Here is an 18,635-nt window from a genome sequence, read left to right as displayed (position 1 = left end):
GAATTCAAAGAACAAAAGAAGAAAGTATTATAGATAACGGATTGACAAGGGGGAAACGCAGGTGGAAGAAAAAGTGTTGAAAGCCATCCAGGATGAATACCCGGAGGACTTCTCGTGGTGCTATGGATGCGGGAGGATGAATGAGCACGGACATCATTTCCGGACAGGCTGGGATGGAGACCAGACAATATCAATCTACAATCCTAAAAAAGAACATATGGCACTGCCGGGTTTCGTCTATGGAGGCGTCATTGGTTCTTTTGTTGATTGCCATGGCACTGGTTCGGCTGCACTCTACCTTCATCGAAAAAATGGATATGAACCAGGAGAGGGTGCAGAACCTCCAAGATTTGTAACAGCATCCTTACATGTCGATTTTATGAAGCCGACTCCTCAGGGAACAGCATTAAAAGCAATAGGGACCGTACATGAGATCCATCCCAAAAAATATCGAGTTGAAACAGAAGTCTATGCCGGGGAAACACTGTGTGCTAAAGGAGAAGTTATCGCTGTTGTAATGCCAGATACATTTACAGCAAAATAATAGTCGAAAAAAAGACCCTGATATCAGTCAGGGTCTTGATCTAGCTATTTAACAGGTTCAAGCAGTGTGGTTGGCAGGTATCCTTCTTCACCGGAATCTTTCATTTTTACCTTCGTCCGTCTAATCTCTCTTTCTAAAATTTCTACTTCACTGTCTTGCATGATTTCTTTAACTTTGTTTTCCTTAACGATCTTGTCTACACCTTCTACATCATTAATTTCAATCAACTGATAGAGCTCGTCATATGCTTCCGGTGTAAGTGCGAGGTAGGCATTTTTTTGTACAGTAGCCTTATCGCCAGCCTGGAGAGTGTTGTCTTTAACTTCTTGTTCACTTTCTTTATACGTATCTTTCATGTTCTGGATGATTCCCGGAGCCTCTTCTTTCACTTTATCCACTACTTCCTTTGATTTTTCCTCTGTTGCTTGAGCAGCATTCTTTGTTTCCTCTTCTAACTCTTTTGCACCTTGCTCAGCCTCATTGCTGTTGCATCCAGTGATGAGCAAAACTGCCAATCCTGCAGGTATAAACAATTTATTTAGTGAAAATGACATAATTATATCCTCCTGATTCCACAACTTTTATACTGTAGGATACCACTGAAATTGTCTTATAAAACATTCTCAATATTGTCGACAAATTTTGAGTTATAACCAATAATAACCTTATGAATAGTTAAGGGAGGACTTTGCAAATGAATATGCATGCTAGATTATCAGCTTTTGAAGCAGCACAAAAGTTTGTGGAGGAGCGCTTCCCGGACTGTGGCGCAGCACTGCTGGCCGGGAGTGTAACCAGGGAGAAGCAACTGAGACATCTGACTTGGATATCGTGATCTTCGATAAGGATATCCCCTCAGCTTACAGAGAGTCAGTAATTGCTTTTGGGTGGCCGATCGAGGTTTTCGTCCATAATTTACAGTCCTATCAGCTTTTCTTTGAGAGTGATGTAAAAAGGGCTAGACCAAGCTTGCCGAGAATGGTTGCAGAAGGAACTGTTATTAAGAAAAGTGATTACTTGCCAAAATTAATTAATGAAGCTAAAAGAATAATCGAGCTAGGACCAGAGGTGTGGACCAAGAAAGAGATCGAGTTTAAACGATATTTCATTACCGATACGCTTGATGATTTCATTGGGTCAAACAATGATGCGGAAGAACTCATTATTGCAGGGACGCTCGCTGAACAGCTGCAGGAATTTGTGTTGAGGACAAACAAGCGTTGGGTCGGTAAATCAAAATGGGTAGTGAGGGAATTAAATCATTATGACCCCGTTTTTTCTGGAAAATTTGTAGAAGCATTTTCACAGTATTACAGAAATGGTAATAAAGAGATCGTCGTAGAAATGGCCGAACGGGTATTAAAACCTTATGGGGGAAAATTATTTGACGGCTTTTCTGTAGAGTAGATAAAAGCAGCCTGAATTCAGGCTGCTTTTGTCTTTTGCTACTGACTATCATTCGGCTAAGTGCAACTTTAAGTTAATTAATGTGCCCATAAATAGCGAAACCTTCGCGTTAAGGTCACATTAAGCTCATTAATGTGACGATAAACAAAGAAAGGCTCTCGTTAAGGTCACATTAAGCTCAAAAATGTGACGATAAACAGAGAAAGGCTCTCGTTAAGGTCATATAAAGCTCTCTAATGTGACGATAAACAGAGGAACGCTCGCGTAAAGGTCACATAAAGCTCAAAAATGAGACCGTAAGCAGTGTCTCCTATCCAAATGAATTCATGCTTTAAAAGAAAATAGTAGCAAAATAGCAGATATTACCAGGATACACAGACTGAAAATGGCAAAGAAGATCATCATTACTTGTTCGGAGGCAATGGTACCAGGAAGCCCGCAAATAGCTGGATTTTTTACCACCAATCCCAGCATCGTTCCCATTATTGCACTTATGCTCCCGTTATAAATCCCTGCAATCAATGATTGCGCATTCAACATTGAGCCATATAAAAAACCGATTGTGATACCAAGTAAAATGTTAAGCACACCAACAATCTCGAAATGGTCAGGGAAGAGAAGTATGAAATTTAGTGAAGCAACTAGTCCCAGTGTGCTGCTTGCAAAATAGGAAGCTGTATATCCGAACCTGTCACTAAACAGCAATCTCGATTTCCGAAGTACATAATATAGCCAGGCTCCAATTACAAAATTAATGATAGTTATGGAGATTAATAATGTCAGCATATGAGACCCTCCAAATTAATGAATCAGGTTTTGTAGGCCGAGGAAGCCGATATGCAAAAAGAACTGAGGATGAAAATCTCGATCATGATTAAAAACATAATACCTTCATATGCGGCAGCTCCAACCATAGGCGCCATGATTCCCATCATTAACCCAGTTATATAACCAGACAATAAGGTTTGATAGTCAAAGAGGTTGCCAAATAAAATACCTGAAACACCACCTATGATCACCGAAAACAAGGTCGCCTCCAAAAAGTAAAAAGGATACAAGTTGATAAAAACAATCCCTGTCCCTAGAGCCAAACCTCCAGCAGCCACCATGGTTATGTTCATTCCTAAATGAAAACCGATTTGTTTTCTTCGATTATATAGAAAGATATATAGAACGTATGCGGACAAGAAGTTAATTGGGTAAAAAATCACTATCCATTCCGGCATGACACATCACCTCTTATCTTCAATGTATTCATAACTGAATATGAGGTGTTTGAATTTTTTGCCAATTGCTTTGACGTTTATGATATTTGCCTCATATGATAATGGGAAAATTCGTTCGAATGGGGGAAATCCGTTGAAAACAGGTATGCGTCATTCGGATTATTTGAAAAATCTGTTAGAAGACAGAAAGAATGAAGTCAGGAATCTAGATCCTATTCATGAAGTCGGTGATCAAATTACTTCTCCACCAAGTGCAACATCACTAGAAGAGAATAAGATCATAGCCGAATACCTGGAACAAAAAAACCTCCAAACACTGGCGAATGCTGTTCCTGAATTTAAAAAAACTTTGATTTTAAAGAAGTTCTTTAAGATGAAACGGAATCAAGAAGTAATAGTCTATTTTGAGCTTCAAGGTGCTACTTGGGAAACCTCAGGGAAGGTCAATGCGATTGGAAGAGATTTTGTCATACTGACGAATTTAAAAGACCGTATCTGGATCCCATATAAAACGATATTATCAGCAAATTCTCCATCCGGAGTGCCGACCTATGAAAATGCCCATCAAAATTTCATCTATGATAATGACTTAAAACGAAAACTGACAACGAATTTTGGTGAAACAGTTGCCAAACGGGATGTATTAATCCATCAATTTTTCGAAGAATCCCTTAGGAGCAACCTTGAGAGATGGAAAGGAGTATGGGTCAAAGCTGTTACTCCTGAAGAAACGGTCTGGGGCAAAATCATCTCGGTAACCGAAGAAAGTGTTTTATTACAATCTGTTAGCTCAAAAAGACAAATTGCTTTCGATGATTTATCACATCTCATTTCTGCCCGCTTTTTTAATCGGGTACTTTTAATGGGGAAGAATATATTAACGTCACTATTCCGATAGGTACTTTATTTCCTAAGAGTTCTTATTTTCGAGAAAGGGTGAAATACATGCAAGACTTTCAATTAAACTCATTATCGCCTATTTCAAATGACGCTAAAGTCAATGATCCATTATTTGATTTTTTTAGTCAGCAGATGGGGAAACAAATTCTGATTATAACAGAATCATCACAATTAAATATTTTAGGGCAAACCTTCAGGCCGATTTTTTGTGGGACGTTAGCTGAAGTTGAACCTGGTCATTTAACACTTACTCCTGTAACAATCAAAATTTTGAATGCTCCGTTTCATAAATTTCCGATTCCACTGTCCATTCCATTTGAAAAAATTGCCCATTTCACTACAGATGTAGATTGTTCGATGAGAATACCCTTAGTTTAACCATAGAGGTAAAGGAGGCATTATTGATGTCCTTAGACTACTCAAAAATGACAAATGTAAATGATATTCATGATACAGCTATTTTGGAACATTTTAGAAATGGAATCGGACACAAGGCACTTGTGATTTCTCCATCATATCCCTATATGTTCGTTGGCATGATCAAGGAATTGCTAGGTGATACAGTCATGATTGATGTGGAGACTACTCACTTTGCCCAATTGGAAGATCGGACTTGGTATATACACATTCACAACATTGAAGTTTTCTATATCGAAAGGCCAGGGGCACCACAAATACCAAAGCTTGAAGACTATTAGATTCTAACGAAGGGGGGAAATACATGATACGAAAATATCATATTGTCGGAATTTCCACGAGAATAGTAGTTAATACGTTCGGTGATCATAATCCTAACGGAAGAATTTATGTCCTAAAGGAAAATGAGCCGGAGCTTAAAGACCTTGTGCGAAAAAACCCTTATAAGCCTGTTGATCTTGTTCAACCGTTAGCTATTCGCGCCAACGAAGGGGATATAGTTGAAATACTTTTTGAAAACCAGCTTCCTTTTTCAGCAGGAATGCACTTTCAGGAAGCTGATTATAATGTTCTGACATCCGACGGAGCGGATGCAGGTTATAACCCAGATACAACGGTAGAACCAGGAGCGCAGATTATTTACCGGATTAATGCTAGTCAGGAAGGTATTTACTTTTTCACCGATCTTGGGAATGTATCAAGCACCGAACAAGGATCAAGTGTCCAGGGATTATTCGGTGCTCTGCTTGTCCAAAAAAGGGGCTCTAGCTGGACTGATCCTGTTACGGGCAATCCAATAAAAAAGTGGTGTGTATGCTGACATACACCATCCTTTTCTGCCATCATTCAGAGAGTACGCCTGGTTCTTCAATGATGAAATGGAAATTAAGGATCTAACGGGAAATCGGCCATTCAACCCAATGACGAACCAGGAAGCTGAATCCTTCCATGGAGTGAATCTTCGCTATGAACCTATGACAAACCGTAAAAGACTGATAGAGGCGGGTGTAGTATGTCCGGATTGTGATTCAGAAGAAGTCCACCATGACTCATGGGTGTTTGGTGATCCCTCCACTCCGATTTTAAGGGGGTATGTAGGGGATCCGGCAGTAATCAGGCTGATCCATGGAGGGGTAAAAGAAACACATGTTTTCCATTACCATGTCCATCAATGGCTGGGAGATTCCAGCAATATTAATGCGGAAATTCTAGATGCCCAATCCATTAGCCCGCAAACACATTATTCAATTCAGCCGCTTTACGGACTAGGGAGTCTTCACGGGGCTATTGGAGATTCCATCATCCATTGCCACCTGTACCCACATTTCGGTATAGGGATGTGGGGAATCAACAGGGTTTTTAATACACTACAGGATGGAAGCCAATGTTATCCGAATGGTGTTCGTATTGATGCTCTAAAACCTCTGCCGGACCGTCCGGCACCACCAAAGCCAACCCGTGAAAAACCTGGCTTCCCTAATTTCATACCAGGAAAAGTCGGTTACAAAGCACCGAGGCCGCCACTGGGCATTGTAGGAGGGCGGGAGATGACTGAGCTGGAACGGAATGCAGCGATTGCAAATCCCCGTCCGGGAGCAGTGTTTGTTGACCCTTGCCTAGACCAGGACCCAGTGGTAGTCGAATTCAATGTATCTGCCATTGAAATGCCTGTCGTCTATAACAAACAGGGCTGGCATGACCCGAAGGCTAGATTTTATGTGATGGATGAAGATTTGGATGATATCCTTTCAGGGAAAAAAGAGCCTGAGCCGCTTGTATTCCATGTTCCTGCAGGTACATGTATACGTATGAATTACACAAATCGCATGCCGCATATTTTAGACGGTGATGCATTTCAGCTGGTGACAAGGACGTATGAAAATGGTTTTCACATTCACTTCGTAAAATTTGATGTACTTGCCTGCGATGGAGGAAATGTAGGCTGGAATTATGACAGTGCTGTTCTTCCAGGACAGACGATTCGCTATGAGTGGTATGCGGAAACCGAATTAAAAGCTTTTTTCTTCCATGACCACTTATTTGCTAACTCACACCAACAGCATGGAGTTTTCGGAGCAGGCGTCATTCAGCCGCGTTTCTCCAGATTTCTTGATTCTAGAACAGGTGATGAGGTGGACCACGGAACCCAGATTTCAGTAGAACACCCGTTAATCCCGGATTATCGTGACCAAACACTTTTCGTCCATGATTTTGCCCTTTTATTCGATAAAAACGGACGCCCAATCCAGCCGCCAAGGTATCCTGGTTCCGAGGATGACCCAGGTGTTTTTGGTGTCAATTTTAAATGTGAACCTTTGAAGTTCAGGCTTGGTGAGGATTGTGATCCCGCATATTCCTTCAGTTCCTATGTACATGGTGATCCTGTAACACCAATACTAAAAGCTTATGAAGGAGACCCCATCAGGATCAGGCTATTGCAGGGAGCACATGAGGAATCTCACAGCTTCAATATCCATGGTTTAAGATGGAAAGAAGAGCGCCCCGATTTGGGTTCATCCATGAAAGCGCAGCAGCATATCGGAATTTCTGAGTCGTTTACTTTTGAGACTGAGATACCTGCTTCCGGGGATTACCTTTGGGCTTTTGAAGATGAAGAAGATGTATGGCTTGGGACATGGGGTTTAATCCGGGCGTATAACTCAAAAATGGATGATTTGATCGTATTGGCTGACCGAGAAGCTCTGCCGAAAGGATCCGCTGAAACTCCAAAGCCAACAGGCAAACCGCCTGCAAAAGCAAATCCTCTTGCCAGTCTACCGCCAGGGGCTTACCATGGCTCACCTGTCAAGAAGTTCGAGGTAGTCGCCTTCCAGACACCAATCCAATATAACTCATATGGCGATCATGACCCATTTGGTATTATCTTCGCTCTAAAAGAGGATGTAGAAGACATTCTCTCTGGCAAAAAGAATCCGGTGCCACTAATTTTAAGGGCAAATGTCGGTGACCTTGTAGAGGTGACCCTGACAAGTGAGCTGAAGAAAGAGCTTTTTCCATTTCAAGATGGAATCCATCCTTACCCTCCGGTAAAAGAACAATCTTTTTATCCGCCTTCACTAAGGATATCACTCCATACTAGCCTGCTGAATTATGATGTAAAGACATCCAGTGGAGATACAGTTGGTTTCAATCCGGACCAGACTGTCGGTCCCGGTGAGACAATCACTTATAGATGGTTTGTTGATGGCCAGTTTGGAATGTGTTCTATGTGGGACATGGCCGATTTGCGAAATCACCGTTCGTTTGGTACATTTGGTGCTTTTATTGCCGAATCCAGGTTTACAACATACCTGGATCCTCACAGCTTGGAAAAAGTAAATACAGGCGAAAATGTGATTCTTCGTCACCCCTTGCTACCTGCTATAAGAGAATTCGTCCTCATATTGCACGATGGTGTAAGACTGGAGGATAAAACTGGAAAGGTAATCATTGACCCAATGGATGGGGTTATACCAGATACAGAGGTGCTAGAAGAGGTCGATACGTATGATTATGGTTCAAGGGGATTTAACTACAGGAGTGAGAGGTTGATCAATCGTTACAAGGATCACCCGGTAATACACGAGCTGTTTTCATCAGAAATATTCGGGGATCCTGCGACACCTTTATTCGAAGCTTATCCGGGCGAGGCAGTGGTTATACGGATTACCACTCCAGCAGAAAGGCGAAGATCTCACACTTTCCACCTTCACGGACATTATTGGAAATTCGACAGTAAAGATCTTGATTCTCGTATTCAGTCATTTATAGGCCATATGGTTACTGGCCATACTGATGACTTGCGCTTGATTGGTGGCGCAGGAGGAGTTTTCAATTTCCCTGGTGATTACTTGTACCGGTCCGGCAATATCCGTTGGGACATAGAATTGGGTATGTGGGGGATCTTCCGTGTTCATAAGGATACGAAGCAAAATCTGCCACGACTTGAGGAAGTTAAAGGGGAGTGGGACGATGAAAAAAAGGCATAAAATTGAAATCCCAGTTGAGGAGTCTTCAAGCCATGAGTTGATGGAAAGCAGTTCCTCCTCAGCAAACAGTCCAGAAGATGATTTCTGTTTCCCTGATGATTGTCCTGATAGAATCGAAACTCCAAAAATCCCTTCGCCGACATCTTGTATGCCTGAAGGTCAGTTGCACGAACTTGAAGAAAAAATCGATGGGGCCAATCGCATGCTATTGGATCTCGGTCTATCAAATGAGCAGTCTGAGCTTGGCCGGAGGATTTTATTCGATGGCCTGGCAGGACAAATGGTGAAGGTTAAAATAAACTGTTCAGATCATGTTGAGAACAATACAGAAGCTAGTCTAGCAGATCCAATTGAGGAAGTAATAAACAAGAAGACAGAGAGGAAAAAGCGTTCCAAAAAGAAACGGCTTGCCAAGAAGAAGCGCAAGCATAGGTATAAAAAGAAGAAGTTGGGCAAAAATTTCCTGGAAGGATTTGTCCAATTAGTGGGAAGTAATTTTGTCCTGCTCCAGAAAAATAGAAAAACATTCATTATACCTTTCAATAAGATTTGTCTGGTTTTATCTAAAAAGCCTTATCACCCACATAGACCCCAAGCTCCTTTACTAGATATCGATCCATGTTTCCGGAGGGATCTGACCTTTAATTTTGGAGAAACAGTAGCTCATGATCCTGAGCTGATCCAGATCTTTTTCAGGATTAAGTTATCAATGTACCTTAAAACATTTACAGATGAAAAAGTAACAATTTATACAAACTCTGAAAAGGTAATAGGTTTATTGACAGGGATAGAAAACGGACACGTTAATCTAGTCAGCGATAATGGGCAAGTTAAAGAAATACTTTTTACGTCGTTCTGTTACCTGAAAAAAGCTTGATACACAATTAGAAGCGCCTGAGCAATTGCTCAGGCGTTGTTTCCTTCATCCCTTTCAAACCAGTTGATCGAATCAAACGGAATCATCCTATATTTCTTTTTTGAGTGTTTTTGATTGCCCTTTTTGTTTTCGTGGATGACTAGCTCGACAAAATCTGTTCCGACAAAGGAAATACGACCATTGACTTTTTTAACCTTGCCATCACATTCAGACCCAATAATAACCTTGCATCCAATATAACCTCGCAATACGGCTGCCATTTTGTGCCGCAAACCACCCAGACGGACGCTGAAATGTCTGCTGCATAAATCTCGATCAGCGAAATTATAGCGTCGGTCGAAAATAATCGGGACACAATCATCTTTGTTGCTATGGCAATATCCATGATGCGAACTTGATTCCAGCTCATCCAAGGTTGGGCCATCTGCTTGTGAGCCAAATGAAAAGGCTGACTCAACATCCTGGCATTGTGGATGGTCGCAGTTATGGAATTCATGAGAATTCTGTTCAGAGTTATCTCGGCTCCTTGAAAAATAAGCCCCAATATCCATTTGTATCCTCCTTTTTAGTTTCGTGAAATAGGTGCCTGTATCTATTTTATTCCTGTAAAAGATTTTCGAATGAGCAAGACGCCCTGTTAGGGAACTTGATCATTTAAAGTATCTTCTGGATAGCCTTTCAAAGAATAGTCAAAAAGTTAAAACACACATTAATCGCGAAACATTATTTAGCCTCGTTTAGGAACTAGAGCCGGCAGCAATGTCCCCTTGGACGTAAAATTCTCAGGTATCAGGACCCTGTAAAATCTATAAAGTGACGGAATAAAATAATCTTTCCTTTTATAAAATGTATGGTAAAATAGAAAAGTCAAAATTACATATTCCGTTCTGACGGAAGAGGTTCTAGCTACCCTCTCAAAAAAACTAAGGGAAAACAGTACTGCTGTCTTAGTGGTACTGTTTTTTCTGTTGTAAAGGAGTATTTCTTATGAAAAACGAAAAAGCAGTTGTGGTGTTCAGTGGCGGACAGGATAGTACGACGTGCTTGTTCTGGGCCATGAAGGAATTTGGAAAAGTTGAAGCAGTTACTTTTGATTACAACCAGAGGCACAGGACAGAAATTCAATGCGCAAAAGAAATCGCAAGCGAGCTTGGAATCAAGCATCATGTTCTCGATATGAGTCTGCTTAACCAACTTGCTCCTAACGCACTCACTCGAAATGATATCGATGTGAAGGATGGGGAAGGAGGAGAGCTGCCTTCAACCTTTGTGCCGGGGAGAAATTTATTGTTTTTATCCTTTGCTGGAGTGCTCGCAAGTCAAGTGAAAGCAAAGCACATCGTTACAGGTGTGTGCGAAACCGACTTCAGCGGCTATCCAGATTGCCGGGACGTGTTCATAAAATCATTGAATGTAACTCTTAACCTATCAATGGACCAGAACTTTGTCATTCATACACCATTAATGTGGCTGAATAAGGCACAAACCTGGAAGATGGCTGATGAACTAGACGCTTTTGAATTTGTCCGGTCAAGAACATTGACTTGCTATAACGGAATCATTGCAGATGGCTGCGGGATCTGTCCAGCCTGCAAGTTACGTAAAAAAGGGCTGGATGAGTACCTGGAAGGGGTTGTTTCTTGATGTACGAATTCAGGATCGTCGACCAGCTTCAGAAAATAGATAAAGATATTCAGAGAGAGCAATTAAAATATCATTCTAAGCGTGTGCTTGTCAGTAAGGAATTCACCTTTGATGCCGCGCATCACCTCCATGAATATGAGGGCAAATGTAAAAACCTTCACGGCCATACTTATAGAGTTATATTCGGCTTGAGTGGTTTTGTCGATGCCCGTGGATTGATGATTGATTTTGGTGACATAAAAGATATTTGGAAATCAGAAATAGAAATATATCTAGATCACAGATACTTGAATGAAACTTTGCCGCCTATGAATACAACTGCTGAAAACATGGTAGCTTGGATTTATGAAAAAATGGCTGAAGCCCTGGCAAATAGACAGCATTTATACCAGGGGGCAAGGGTCGAGTTTGTGAAACTCTACGAAACTCCTACAAGCTATGCTGAAGCAAGAAGGGAGTGGATGGAGATTGAGTAAGATTCCCGTGATGGAAATTTTCGGACCCACAATTCAGGGAGAGGGAATGGTCATCGGACAAAAGACAATGTTTGTTCGAACGGCAGGGTGTGACTATTCCTGTGCCTGGTGTGATTCATCCTTTACATGGGATGGTTCCGGAAAGAACTTGGTCAGGCAAATGGATGCTGATGAAATCTGGAGTGAAATAAGAGCATTGGGTGGAAATGGTTTTTCATATGTCACCATTTCAGGTGGAAATCCTGCTCTCATTAAAAATCTATCTGGTCTGATTGAATTACTAAAGGAAAACAAGATCAGCGTATGCCTGGAGACTCAGGGCAGCAAATGGCAGGATTGGTTCTTGGAAATTGATGCACTAACCTTGTCCCCAAAACCACCAAGTTCAGGAATGGTAACAGATTTTGAGATTTTGGACCAAATCGTAGAAGGTCTGGAAGAGAACGGCTCTATAAAAAACGCCAGCCTGAAAATAGTCGTATTTGATGAAGTTGACTATGAATTTGCCAAACGGGTACATCAGCGTTATCCAGACTTGGCATTCTTTTTACAGGTAGGAAATGACAACATTGCAACAGAAGACAGGATAAACTTAATGTCATTGTTGGTCGAGAAATATGAATGGCTGATTAATAAGGTTATGTTTGACGTGGAAATGCACAATGTAAGAGTACTTCCGCAGCTTCATGTATATGTATGGGGAAATAAAAGAGGGGTTTAGACTTACAGGAGGTAAGATGATGAGAATCTTTTTATACTTAATTTCAATTGTTACTGCTAATGTGATTACAGCTGCTCTTGCGCCACTTCATTTTGGAATGTTCATTGTGCCGATGGGGACATTGCTGATAGGGGCCACATTCATTTTCCGTGACCTTGTGCAGAATAAGTACGGGCGTGCGAAAACTTATATGTTCATCGGTTTGGCGCTCGTTCTTTCAGCTATTGTTTCGTATATACTTGGAGATACACTTACGATCGTCTTTGCTTCGGCATTGAGCTTTGCTGTTGCCGAGACAACTGATACTGAAATTTACACAAGGCTTAAGCTTCCAATGAGCTGGAGAATCTTCTACAGCGGATTAGTTGGCGGCCTGCTGGATTCAGTAATATTTGTAGTAATCGGATTAAGTCCGCTTGGAGCAAACTTCCTTCCGTGGGAAGCTGTTCCCGCAGCTATATTAGGCCAGGTTATCGTTAAAACCATCATCCAGGGAATTGGCGCTATACTGCTTAACCCTATTAGTAATATTTTCAATAATAAAGCGATGACAAATTAGCATGAAAGGTGCCCGATCTTTTGATCGAGCACCTTTTGTTTGATTGGGATGAATTTTGCCGAAGTAATATTATCACCGTCTTCTTTGATATCTTGTTGTTTTATCTTGGATAAGGACAGGCCTGATTGTTCAGTTTGTCTTACCATATTAGCGATTTTTTCATTCTTGATCACAATAACAAGGATGAAAATAACTAGCAGCAATCCCAAGGAACTGAAGGCGACCCATGGAGCATTCTTAGAGCATTCTTAAGTGTCCAGAAGTTTTGTCCTGTGAGACCTGCAAGTTCATTGGTGATGGACTTTGGATAAGTCGTATTTTAAATCTTTTCTTCATGACGTCCACCGAGAAAAAGCCGGAATATGGCCAACCCCATCAATATTTGCAGGGTTTGTAATACCTGCTGGACGAACAACAGGATCAAATGAGGTTTAAGGTGTGGCAGGATCTGCACTTTTAAAATATGAAATTAGAAAATGTTAGGTTGTACAATCTCGCCAGTATCGGAATGGTAACGGAAAAATAAAAAACTCTTTTCATAAGAAAAGAGCGCAGTCAGTATTTGGAGAGAAAACCTTGTACTTGTATGTATGGGGGCTTGAGGGCTAGGTGGTACCGATATGCAGCCGTCTCGATTCATATAAGGGTCCAATTAGGATTGTATAGTGACTTTCTGCGGCCTTACAAGTTCATATAAGGATACAAATAGGGTGGAATCGTACCCTTATGACTCGTTCTTGGACCATATAAGGGTACAATTAAGGTAGAATCCTATCCTTATGTAAGGTTCTCAATTCATATAAGGGTACAAATAAGGTAGAATCGTACCCTTATGCGAGGTTCTCGATTCATATAAGGATACAATTAAAGTGGAATCGTATATAGAATCCTAAGAACTCCTTATGCAGAGCACATACACTCGGAAATATAATTCTAGTCGCAGCGCTCATTATAACTTTAATTTTTTCAATACGATTCTTTCGATTGTTTTCCAAGGGAGATAGTTCTTTATTTGAATCATGGTCTTGACACCTCTTCCAATAGGGTACCTCAGGTTTGGTGTGCTTTCACTTGAAGAAATCTTCGCTGCAAGCCTGGCAACGTCGAGTGGATCACCATAAGAATCTTGCCCGGCTGTTAATATTTTCATTATTGAATCCATCAGCAATACATATGGCGACCCATTGGGCAATGATACATTTTCAATACTTTGCCAAATATTTGTTTTGTAAGAACCCGGTTCGATAAGGATTACATCAATTCCAAAGGGTTTTAGCTCTAGCCTTAAGCTTTCACTGTATCCTTCAAGAGCATGTTTAGAAGAAACGTAGGGAGACAATCCGGGGAATCCAAATCTGCCGCTGATGCTGCTCATATTGATAATTTTCCCCGATCCTTGCCTGCGCATGACAGGGAGGACAGCCTGTGTGACGGCAATGACCCCAAAGAAGTTCGTTTCAAATTGACTTCGATATTCATCCACTGTTAGTTCCTCAGAAAATCCACCCTGAGCGTATCCCGCATTGTTGACGAGCACATCTACAGAAACAAGGGATTGCACAAACCCTTTAAATTTCTCGACTGATTCTTGCATCGTAACATCCAATGGAAAAACAGTTATCTTATCTATCACATTTTCAGCGGCTGCTAGTTTTAGCAGGTGTTCTTTTTTATTGAGGTTTCGCATTGTTGCGATCACCTTGAAACCAGATCTAGCCAATTCGATTGCGATTAATTCACCAAACCCGCTCGAGGAGCCTGTTAAAATGGCTGTTTTCAAATACTTCACCTTCTTGACTGTTTTTTTACTATATTACAGTTAAAAAATTATTTTGAACATGAACTAATGTATCTTTCTAGCATTCATGGAAAAAATCTAATACTGTGGATTTTCCATGAAAAGGAGAGCATGCATATGACGAAGGTAGAAGCATTCAGAGTCCTCAATCTCATTGAAAAAGTTTATCCGCTTGTAACCTTAAAGAGTGAAACGATTCTTATGTGGATGGCCCAATGTAGGTCAATGGATTACAGAAAGGTGTTAAATAAACTGGCCGTTCATATAAGGATTAATCCCTATCCCCCCACAGTAGAGGAGATCTTAGGAAGAGTTTGTAATCAGGGCATATATTTCGAGTGGCTGGAGGAATATTCAATTAGACCGGAAGTGACAAAAGATTTTGTGGAAAATAGCAAAAATTTTTAGTTTGAAAATAAATTATTGCGTTTGATATTGGACTAGTCGGGTAATTTTTCAGATGAAAATTCAAGCTTCATTGGTTAAAGGAGGTTACTGGCATTTAGAAAAATTTTCACCAATTAACGTTGAAAAAAATATTAACAAATATTATCACCTGGTCTTAAAGGTAAGAATATTGGTAAATCAGGGTTTTGAGGAAGGATTTTATCGAAACATGACATTTATCATGTGTCATATATGACACCTGCTACTGCACAGAATCATTTCCCTTATTTATAATTTGGTTAACTAACAAATCCGAAAGGGGAATTTTTATCAAGATGGCAACTCACAACGCAAAAGAACTTAGAAAACAGGTCGCCCCTTATGAAAGCTCTAACATTAAAGATAGTATCATTCAAATAATCAATACGGTCATTCCATTTTTAGTTTTATGGTTTCTGGCCTACCAAAGCCTGGAGATTTCCTATTTGTTAACGCTTGGAATCGCTGTTCTTGCAGCTGGTTTCATGATCAGGATCTTCATTATCTTCCATGACTGTACGCACCATTCATTCTTCAAAAATCGTACAGCAAATAAAGTGGTTGGTACGCTCACAGGAGTTTTGACATTGTTCCCTTATAGCCAGTGGGGACATGAACATTCTGTTCACCACGCAACAAGCAGCAACTTGGACAAGCGTGGGACAGGGGACATCTGGGTCCTGACAGTCGATGAATATATGGCTGCCCCGATGTGGATGAAACTCGCGTACAGACTGTACCGTAACCCGTTTGTGATGTTTGTGCTTGGTCCGATTTATATCGTCTTGATCACGAACCGTTTTAACCGGAAAGGTGCAAGGATGAAGGAGCGCCTGAACACTTATTTAACGAATGTGTTGATTTTTGGAATTTCTGGTCTTTTGATTTGGGCAATTGGCTGGAAGGCATTCATAATGGTTGAAGGTCCAATCTTCTTCATTGCTGGAGTGTTTGGCATTTGGCTATTCTATGTACAGCATACATTCGAAGATTCATATTTCGAAGCTGATAAGGATTGGGAATACGTGAGAGCTGCGGTTGAAGGAAGCTCTTATTATCAACTGCCCAAGGTACTCCAGTGGATAACTGGCAACATCGGATATCACCATGTACACCATTTAAGCCCGAGGGTCCCAAACTATAAACTTGAAGAGGTCCACAAGAATACGAAGCCTTTGCAGAATGTCCCGACAATAACACTTTCTACAAGCTTAACATCGCTTAAATTCCGTTTATGGGATGAACGGAATAAGCAGTTTATCAGCTTCAAGGAAATGAAGGCATATGAGCGAAACAGTAAATTGACGACTCAGACTAAGCCTGAACTATAAAATCAACTCCCCTTATTCCAGGATTGAATTACTCCAGGAATAAGGGGAGTAATTTTTTGTAAGCTGACAAATTTTTCTTGTGTTAAAATATAATCAGTTAGATAAAAAGCAGAGGTTCTGATATGATCAAAAAGTTTTTCAATTCACTTAGAAGTACGGGGATATCACCATATATTTGGACGATCCTTGGTATATTGCCTTTTTACTTCATATGGCAGCTGCCAACGACAGTCGGCAAAGTGGTCGGCATCATCCTGACCCTGTTGTTCTTTCTCGTATACTGGGTGGCCTTTGTATCAAAAGGCTGGACAGTATATCTATGGACTTGTATATTAATTGGAATTTCCATAGCATCAGCAAGTCTTTTCAGCTACATATATTTTGCGTTTTTTATCGCATATTTTATTGGGAATATCAAAGACCGGCTTCCATTCCTTGTTCTATATTTCATCCATCTTATAGGGACATCGATCGTCATTAACTTCGAAATTGTCCTGAAGGAAGACTTTTTCATTAGACAGCTGCCGATCATTGTGATTGTATGGATCGGTGTCATACTACTTCCGTTTAGTATACATAACAGAAATGAAAGAGGAGAACTGGAAGAGAAGCTTGAGGATGCGAACAAACGGATTTCAGATTTGGTAAAAATAGAGGAGCGACAGAGGATTGCGCGTGATTTACATGACACCCTCGGTCAAAAACTTTCCCTGATTGGACTCAAAAGTGACTTAGCCCGGAAATTAATCAATAAGGATCCCGAACTGGCAAAAGAAGAGTTGAAGGATGTCCAGCAGACGGCCAGAACCGCACTGAATGAAGTAAGAAAAATGGTTGCCGAAATGAGAGGGATCCGGGTTCGCGACGAATTGGTACATGTCAGCCAAATGTTAAAAGCTGCTGAGATCAAGTTTATCGGAGATGAAGAGGAATTCAATCTCAACAATGTATCCTTGCTGTCAGAGAATATCCTGAGCATGTGTTTAAAAGAAGCCGTTACGAACGTAGTAAAGCATAGTAAAGCATCAACCTGCAGCATTTCCATAAAGCAGACAGAGAAGGAGCTGGTTGCAGAAGTAAGCGATAATGGGGTCGGGAATATAACAGATGAGGACCTATATAAAGGCAGTGGACTTCATGGTATGAGAGAACGTCTCGAGTTCGTGAATGGCACCCTTGATATATTTTCAGAAGACGGCACGACACTATTAATAAAGATACCAAAGGTATTAAAACAATCTGGCAGGGAGGACCTTATATGATTCGGATTGTCATTGCGGAGGACCAGCGCATGCTGTTGGGGGCATTAGGCTCCCTGTTGAGTCTTGAGGATGATATGGAAGTCGTTGGAAAGGCGAGTAATGGAGAGGAAGCTGTCGCGCTTGCTAAAAAGCTTAGGCCGGACATCTGTGTGATGGATATTGAAATGCCAGGTAAAACCGGACTGGAAGCTGCTGAAGAATTGAAAGAACAGGGGTGCAAGGTTATTATTCTAACAACGTTTGCGCGTTCTGGATATTTTCAGCGAGCGCTGAAAGCTGGTGTAAGTGGATACTTGCTAAAGGATAGTCCATCCGAGGAGCTTGCAAGCTCAATTCGCAGTGTGATGGGTGGAAGACGCGTATACGCACCAGAACTCATGGACGATGTATACAGCGAGGAAAACCCACTGACTGAGCGTGAAATGGAAGTACTTGAGCTTGTTGCAGATGGCAGAAATACGAAGGAAATCGCAGGACAGTTAAGTATTACGACCGGCACCGTCCGAAATTATATTTCGACAATCCTAGATAAGCTCCAAGTGACCAACAGGATTGAAGCAATCACTCAATCCAAGGAAAAAGGATGGTTTAAATAATAAGAAGAGCCTGATATCAGGCTCTTCTTATTTGTAGAATACCTTATCAATATTATACTTGGCCTTAAGTACATTAATGGCATAGGTTTCATAAATTTCTCTGTCTATCGGATCGACCACTGTAATGACAGCAATCTTGTGGACTTCATGACGATGGTTTTTAATAGGGGAAACATTATCCTCGAAATGTTTTTTCACGCGTGGTCTAAGTTTACGCGCTTTGCCTACGAACATCAACTCATCATCGGCGTTGAAAAACATGATGATTCCGCCTTTATCCCTTGGGATCCGGTGGTAATCCGTAAAACCATATTCGCTACTGATGACAGCTTCAACCTTTTCTCCTAATTGCTTGCTTCGTGTAATGACTACATCTGGTGCTGGCAGTTCAATCTTAATCACTAATAATCACTTCCTATTCTTCAATTAGTAAATCGTACCACAGCCAAATATTAAAATCCA

General features: G+C 41.0%; 24 protein-coding genes and 1 riboswitch. Of the genes, 17 read left to right on the top strand and 7 right to left on the bottom strand.

Annotation, left to right across the window (positions count from 1 at the left end; all coding sequences use genetic code 11):
* The first annotated feature begins 61 nt into the window (after window positions 1-61).
* Window positions 62-544: a PaaI family thioesterase gene (locus CD004_RS11835; RefSeq protein ID WP_102262955.1), complete on the top strand. Its 483-nt coding sequence runs from the start codon at window positions 62-64 to the stop codon at window positions 542-544.
* A gap of 44 nt (window positions 545-588) precedes the next feature.
* Here the strand turns inward: CD004_RS11835 and CD004_RS11830 are convergent, their stop codons facing one another.
* Window positions 589-1,098 carry a hypothetical protein gene (locus CD004_RS11830; protein WP_102262954.1) on the bottom strand — a complete coding sequence of 170 codons (510 nt, stop codon included), beginning with the start codon at window positions 1,096-1,098 and terminating at the stop codon, window positions 589-591.
* A 140-nt stretch (window positions 1,099-1,238) separates the two neighbouring features.
* On the opposite strand from CD004_RS11830, the gene CD004_RS24605 reads away from it, so the two are divergent.
* Both CD004_RS24605 and CD004_RS11825 read left to right on the top strand, forming a co-directional pair.
* The gene (locus CD004_RS24605) at window positions 1,239-1,379 is read left to right on the top strand and encodes a hypothetical protein (protein WP_324782897.1); all 141 of its coding nucleotides are present in this window, start codon (window positions 1,239-1,241) and stop codon (window positions 1,377-1,379) included.
* On the top strand, window positions 1,367-1,951 hold the full coding sequence (locus tag CD004_RS11825) for a nucleotidyltransferase domain-containing protein (RefSeq protein ID WP_324782894.1): 585 nt from the start codon (window positions 1,367-1,369) through the stop codon (window positions 1,949-1,951). Before CD004_RS24605 ends, CD004_RS11825 begins: the two co-directional genes overlap by 13 nt.
* A gap of 324 nt (window positions 1,952-2,275) precedes the next feature.
* Here CD004_RS11825 and CD004_RS11820 read toward each other — a convergent pair whose 3' ends face one another.
* Both CD004_RS11820 and CD004_RS11815 read right to left on the bottom strand, forming a co-directional pair.
* Complete coding sequence (locus tag CD004_RS11820) at window positions 2,276-2,737, bottom strand: hypothetical protein (RefSeq protein WP_102262953.1); 462 nt, start codon at window positions 2,735-2,737, stop codon at window positions 2,276-2,278.
* Between the two features lie 23 nt (window positions 2,738-2,760).
* On the bottom strand, window positions 2,761-3,177 hold the full coding sequence (locus tag CD004_RS11815; protein WP_102262952.1) for a hypothetical protein: 417 nt from the start codon (window positions 3,175-3,177) through the stop codon (window positions 2,761-2,763).
* 133 nt (window positions 3,178-3,310) lie between these two features.
* Here CD004_RS11815 and CD004_RS11810 point away from each other — a divergent pair, with 133 nt between their 5' ends.
* The 6 genes from CD004_RS11810 to CD004_RS11790 are packed head-to-tail and all read left to right on the top strand — an operon-like array spanning window position 3,311 to window position 9,360.
* Window positions 3,311-4,075, top strand: a complete 765-nt coding sequence (locus tag CD004_RS11810) for a hypothetical protein (RefSeq protein WP_158651548.1) — start codon at window positions 3,311-3,313, stop codon at window positions 4,073-4,075.
* A 47-nt stretch (window positions 4,076-4,122) separates the two neighbouring features.
* The gene (locus tag CD004_RS11805; protein ID WP_233435001.1) at window positions 4,123-4,455 is read left to right on the top strand and encodes a hypothetical protein; all 333 of its coding nucleotides are present in this window, start codon (window positions 4,123-4,125) and stop codon (window positions 4,453-4,455) included.
* Between the two features lie 26 nt (window positions 4,456-4,481).
* Entirely contained in the window at window positions 4,482-4,775 is a 294-nt protein-coding gene (locus CD004_RS11800; RefSeq protein ID WP_102262950.1) for a hypothetical protein, read from the top strand.
* A 23-nt stretch (window positions 4,776-4,798) separates the two neighbouring features.
* A complete protein-coding gene (locus tag CD004_RS24600) occupies window positions 4,799-5,314 on the top strand; it encodes a multicopper oxidase domain-containing protein (RefSeq protein ID WP_324782890.1) in 516 nt (171 codons plus the stop codon).
* Window positions 5,304-8,483, top strand: coding sequence for a copper oxidase (locus CD004_RS11795; protein WP_324782888.1), 3,180 nt, complete (start codon window positions 5,304-5,306; stop codon window positions 8,481-8,483). Before CD004_RS24600 ends, CD004_RS11795 begins: the two co-directional genes overlap by 11 nt.
* Window positions 8,467-9,360: a hypothetical protein gene (locus CD004_RS11790; protein ID WP_102262949.1), complete on the top strand. Its 894-nt coding sequence runs from the start codon at window positions 8,467-8,469 to the stop codon at window positions 9,358-9,360. Before CD004_RS11795 ends, CD004_RS11790 begins: the two co-directional genes overlap by 17 nt.
* 29 nt (window positions 9,361-9,389) lie before the next feature.
* Here the strand turns inward: CD004_RS11790 and CD004_RS11785 are convergent, their stop codons facing one another.
* Window positions 9,390-9,911 (bottom strand): hypothetical protein, encoded by a 522-nt coding sequence (locus tag CD004_RS11785; RefSeq protein ID WP_102262948.1) that lies wholly within the window; start codon window positions 9,909-9,911, stop codon window positions 9,390-9,392.
* Window positions 9,912-10,250: 339 nt separating this feature from the next.
* Window positions 10,251-10,293: riboswitch (PreQ1 riboswitch) on the top strand.
* Window positions 10,294-10,347: 54 nt separating this feature from the next.
* Between CD004_RS11785 and queC the strand changes: the two genes are divergently transcribed.
* The 4 genes from queC to CD004_RS11765 are packed head-to-tail and all read left to right on the top strand — an operon-like array spanning window position 10,348 to window position 12,760.
* Window positions 10,348-11,004 carry a 7-cyano-7-deazaguanine synthase QueC gene (gene queC / locus CD004_RS11780; RefSeq protein ID WP_102262947.1) on the top strand — a complete coding sequence of 219 codons (657 nt, stop codon included), beginning with the start codon at window positions 10,348-10,350 and terminating at the stop codon, window positions 11,002-11,004.
* Window positions 11,004-11,480 (top strand): 6-carboxytetrahydropterin synthase QueD, encoded by a 477-nt coding sequence (gene queD / locus CD004_RS11775; RefSeq protein WP_102262946.1) that lies wholly within the window; start codon window positions 11,004-11,006, stop codon window positions 11,478-11,480. The genes queC and queD overlap by 1 nt, the downstream gene beginning before the upstream one ends.
* The gene (gene queE / locus CD004_RS11770) at window positions 11,473-12,201 is read left to right on the top strand and encodes a 7-carboxy-7-deazaguanine synthase QueE (RefSeq protein ID WP_102262945.1); all 729 of its coding nucleotides are present in this window, start codon (window positions 11,473-11,475) and stop codon (window positions 12,199-12,201) included. The genes queD and queE overlap by 8 nt, the downstream gene beginning before the upstream one ends.
* 19 nt (window positions 12,202-12,220) lie before the next feature.
* Window positions 12,221-12,760 (top strand): VUT family protein, encoded by a 540-nt coding sequence (locus CD004_RS11765; protein WP_102262944.1) that lies wholly within the window; start codon window positions 12,221-12,223, stop codon window positions 12,758-12,760.
* On the opposite strand, the gene CD004_RS11760 is transcribed toward CD004_RS11765, so the two are convergent.
* Window positions 12,757-12,969 carry a hypothetical protein gene (locus tag CD004_RS11760; protein ID WP_102262943.1) on the bottom strand — a complete coding sequence of 71 codons (213 nt, stop codon included), beginning with the start codon at window positions 12,967-12,969 and terminating at the stop codon, window positions 12,757-12,759. The genes CD004_RS11765 and CD004_RS11760 overlap by 4 nt on opposite strands.
* 740 nt (window positions 12,970-13,709) lie before the next feature.
* Window positions 13,710-14,540: an SDR family oxidoreductase gene (locus CD004_RS11755; RefSeq protein WP_218973340.1), complete on the bottom strand. Its 831-nt coding sequence runs from the start codon at window positions 14,538-14,540 to the stop codon at window positions 13,710-13,712.
* 135 nt (window positions 14,541-14,675) lie between these two features.
* Between CD004_RS11755 and CD004_RS11750 the strand changes: the two genes are divergently transcribed.
* The 4 genes from CD004_RS11750 (at window position 14,676) to CD004_RS11735 (ending at window position 18,173) form a co-directional block, all read left to right on the top strand.
* Complete coding sequence (locus CD004_RS11750) at window positions 14,676-14,966, top strand: hypothetical protein (RefSeq protein WP_102262941.1); 291 nt, start codon at window positions 14,676-14,678, stop codon at window positions 14,964-14,966.
* A 314-nt stretch (window positions 14,967-15,280) separates the two neighbouring features.
* Window positions 15,281-16,315, top strand: coding sequence for a Delta(5) desaturase DesA (locus CD004_RS11745; protein ID WP_102262940.1), 1,035 nt, complete (start codon window positions 15,281-15,283; stop codon window positions 16,313-16,315).
* A gap of 122 nt (window positions 16,316-16,437) precedes the next feature.
* Window positions 16,438-17,577: a sensor histidine kinase gene (locus CD004_RS11740; RefSeq protein ID WP_102262939.1), complete on the top strand. Its 1,140-nt coding sequence runs from the start codon at window positions 16,438-16,440 to the stop codon at window positions 17,575-17,577.
* Window positions 17,574-18,173 carry a response regulator transcription factor gene (locus CD004_RS11735; protein WP_102262938.1) on the top strand — a complete coding sequence of 200 codons (600 nt, stop codon included), beginning with the start codon at window positions 17,574-17,576 and terminating at the stop codon, window positions 18,171-18,173. The genes CD004_RS11740 and CD004_RS11735 overlap by 4 nt, the downstream gene beginning before the upstream one ends.
* A 27-nt stretch (window positions 18,174-18,200) precedes the next feature.
* Here CD004_RS11735 and CD004_RS11730 read toward each other — a convergent pair whose 3' ends face one another.
* Entirely contained in the window at window positions 18,201-18,575 is a 375-nt protein-coding gene (locus tag CD004_RS11730) for a nucleotide excision repair endonuclease (RefSeq protein ID WP_102262937.1), read from the bottom strand.
* Window positions 18,576-18,635: the final 60 nt, after the last annotated feature.

This window comes from Mesobacillus jeotgali, from assembly GCF_002874535.1.
GTDB lineage: Bacteria > Bacillota > Bacilli > Bacillales > Cytobacillaceae > Mesobacillus > Mesobacillus jeotgali.
Note: the sequence above shows the minus strand (reverse complement) of the source record. Positions and strands in the feature narration are given on the sequence as shown.